The sequence below is a fragment of the Rubrivirga sp. genome, from assembly GCF_049648075.1.
Lineage (GTDB): Bacteria > Bacteroidota > Rhodothermia > Rhodothermales > Rubricoccaceae > Rubrivirga.
In genome coordinates this window covers 1-2,558 of the sequence record NZ_JBARYR010000604.1, presented here as the reverse complement: position 1 = coordinate 2,558, position 2,558 = coordinate 1, and the positions used below count along the sequence as shown (strand labels likewise).

Below are 2,558 nucleotides of genomic sequence, written 5' to 3'. Positions count from 1 at the left end.
GGGTTGGCGCGGACCGGACCGGGCGCCGCGCTCGCGTGGGCGGTCGCGGTCGGCGTATTGCCCTCGACGCTGGCGGGCCGCGCGTCCTCGAGGGGGATCCCGCCCTCGTGGTCGTGGTCTCGCACCGAGCCGGTCAGGGCTCGTCCGTCCTCGAGGTCGGCCGTTGCGCCGTCGCCGGCGTCGGGGGCGTGCAGCTCGGGGGCGATCTCGGAGACCGGGACGGGCTCTCCCGGATCGCCGACGGGGTCGGGATCGAGGTCGAGGTCGGGGCGCTCGGGGTCTGCCATGGCAAAGTGTACGACTGACCGACTGTCGGGCTCCTGCCGTGGCGTCGTCCTCGAGGTCGGCGCCTCGAGGTCGGTCGAACCCGCGTCCCATGCTGATCGCTGCGCTCCCGGCTCGGAGCCCTAATCCAGGATCCAGAGCAGGCCCACGGGGTCGCCATCACTCTACGCCGAGTCATCCCCGCGCAGGCGGGGATCCAGGATTCGTACGGCACAAAGCTCTCCCTCCCTGGACTATCGCCTCCGCGGGAATGAATACGTGCGGTTCAGCAAGCAACTTGGACCCATATTGGCAGGTCGGTCCGACCATCGTCTAGACGAGCCCTGTCGAGGCCGTGCCGCCGCTCTCGAGGCCGTGCGCCGCCCTCGAGGCCGTGGCTGACGTCTGCACGTTCCCAATTCCCAGTTCCCTCTACCGGTTGCGGCCGAACTTCTCGTGGCTCGAGACCCAGTCGTTCGACGAGATCGCCGAGGCCAGGCTGATCTCGCCCGCCAGCACGACGCCCGCGATGATCTCGGCCAGCTTGTGGACGCGGTCCTTGCCGTAGCAGTCCATCATCTCCAAGCACTCGCGCTGCGTCGCGAGCCCGACGCCGCCGCCGTAGGTCGCCACGATCAAGGACGGGATCGTGATCGACATGTAGAGGTCGTCGTCGTCGGTGTGCTCGGCGTAGAGGATGGCCGCGCTCGACTCGGACACGTTGGCGACGTCCTGGCCGGTCGCGATGAACATGGCCGTGATGCCGTTGGGCGAGTGGAGCCCGTTGTTGTTCGCGCCCGAGAGGACCGACCCGATGCCAGCCGCGACACCCCAGTGATACGCCAGGCCCTTCGGCTCGACGCGCATCACCTCGCGCAACACGTCGCCCGAGATCTTGCACTCGGCCGTGACCCGCTTGCCGCGCGTCTTCATGATGTTGACCATCGACGCCTTCTTGTCCGTCGCGAAGTTGGACTCGAGGTAGAAGCGGCGGATCGTGTCGTTGTTCTCCAGGATCCACGAGCACGCCGCGAAGGTCGCCCGGCCGACCATGTTCTGGCCCGCCGCGTCGCCCGTCGAGAAGTTGAAGCGGCTAAACGCGAAGTGGTTCGAGAGGTAGGTGTCGATGTTCTTGAGCTTGCCGACGGACGTCGTGGACTCGGCCTGGGCCGCGATCTGCTCGAAGTTGTCGTCGAGCCAGACCTTGAAGTCGCGCGCGCCCCTCGCGTCCTCGAAGATGAAGACCGGCGCCCGCTGCATCGCGTCGTCCGAGACGGTGCACTTGACCCCGCCGGACAGGTTGAGCACTTTCATCCCGCGGTTGTAGCTAGCCACCAGCGTGCCCTCCGCCGTCGCGAGCGGGATCAAGAAGTCTCCCTTGGCATGCTCCCCGTTGACCTGGAGCGGCCCCGCGATCCCGAGGGGTACCTGGGCCACGCCGATAAAGCTCTCGATGTTGCCCGTCAGGATGTGCGGGTCGAAGGTGTGCGACTTGATGTGCTGGTACTCCTTGCCCGTGTACTCCTCGACGAACGCTTGGCGCGCGGCGATGGCGTTGTCGGAGTAGTCGTCCTGGCGGTCTCGGGGGACCGTGACGCGGTCGGGGCGGTCAGGCTGGACGGAGTCCTTGACCTTGAACTTGAGCTTGCCCATGCCCTCGATCCCGAAGTTCAGCCGGATCTCGTGGACGCCTTCCTCGGCCGTGACGCCGGGGACGTGGACGGTCACGATGCGTCGGAGGGGGAACTCGAGCGGGTTCGTGATCGAGACGTCCGCCGCTTGCAACGTCGAGCCGTCGTCGAGCGACAGCGTCAGCTTGTCGGCGCCGACCTCGACGCCGCCGACGGAGACGCTCTCGAGACCCGTCAGCTTGGCGTCGGTGAGGCGGTTCTTCAGGCTGAACGCGACCCCGTCGTCCGTGGGCGTCAGGCTGCCGTTGGTGTAGAGCTGGCGGAGGACGAGCGACGGGATTTTCATCGTGGGGAGGGAAGAAGGGCCTGTGAACGTACGGCGGATGCGCTTCCAGGGCCTGACGCGGTGCGGCAGAAGTGGCCTCGGGGACGAACCGCAGGCGCGGCCTCGGGGGCAAGCGCTCATCACCCTCTGTTTCCATCCTCATCCCAGGCCGAGGGGGCACCAGGTCGGGGACGGGACCCGTTCGGCCGCCGACCTCGAGGCCGTGGTCGGTCACCGGCTGTGCCGTCCCGAGCCCCCTACACCTCGCGCCACATCACGTAGTGCGGGCCGATCCCCGTGATGTCGAACTCCGGCCCGACGGCCTCGAGGCCGAGCCG

General features: G+C 67.8%; 2 protein-coding genes. Both read right to left on the bottom strand.

The features are described from left to right. The coding region (locus WBA11_RS16655) for a hypothetical protein (RefSeq protein ID WP_424521772.1) at nucleotides 1-287 on the bottom strand (287 nt) is incomplete at its 3' end. Between the two features lie 409 nt (nucleotides 288-696). Then, nucleotides 697-2,241 carry a hydroxymethylglutaryl-CoA reductase gene (locus WBA11_RS16650; RefSeq protein WP_424521771.1) on the bottom strand — a complete coding sequence of 515 codons (1,545 nt, stop codon included), beginning with the start codon at nucleotides 2,239-2,241 and terminating at the stop codon, nucleotides 697-699. Nucleotides 2,242-2,558: the final 317 nt, after the last annotated feature.

Bases quoted from the DNA above. Each gene is read 5' to 3' on its own strand.
- WBA11_RS16650 (WP_424521771.1), bottom strand. From the start codon at position 2,241: ATGAAAATCCCGTCGCTCGTCCTCCGCCAGCTCTACACCAACGGCAGC.